This window comes from Arthrobacter sp. Y3225116, from assembly GCF_059091245.1.
The window spans coordinates 1-600 of record NZ_JBNHGL010000536.1; the positions used below are offsets into that span (position 1 = coordinate 1).

Genomic DNA, 600 nt, shown 5'->3' on the forward strand with positions numbered 1-600 from the left:
GGCCCCGCAGAGCAGGATCCGCTCGTGCGCCGTGGCCACGCCCCAGCGCCGCGCCGGGGTGTCGAGCGGTTCGTCGTCTTCGGCGAACGGCCAGTCCAGGGGGCCGTGGAAGATGCTGCCGCCGGTCAGGTTCAGTTCCCGCTGGAGGTCCAGGGTGGTCTTGGTTTCGATGCACGGCTCTCCGCGTTGATCGCGCAGGATGCAGTCCTCGATCGGCTCGGCGAGCACGGAATTGAGCGAGGCCAGCACGGCGTCCTGCAGCCGCTGCCGCATCGCGTCGTTGTTCTCCTCGGTGATCAGCCGGTGCGGGGTCTGCAGCGTGAACACGGTGAGCGTGTGGGCGCCCGCTGCCAGCAGTTCCGGCGAGAGGATGGACGGGTCGGTCAGGGAGTGGCAGTAGATCTCGGCGGGCAGCGGATCCGGCACCCGGCCCGCGGCCGCTTCGGCGGCGGCCGTTTCCAGCTGCGAGTACAACTCGTTGATGTGGAACGTGCCGCCGAACGCCGCCTCGGGCGCCACCGAGCCGTCCCGCAGCTTCGGCAGCCGGGACAGCAGCAGGTTCACCTTCGCCTGCGCGCCTTCCGGCGCCGCCTCCGGCCG

General features: G+C 71.0%; 1 pseudogene. It reads right to left on the reverse strand.

The features are described 5' to 3' along the window. Positions 1-600, reverse strand: a pseudogene (locus AC5RV2_RS18825) (NAD(P)/FAD-dependent oxidoreductase); the annotation flags it as partial.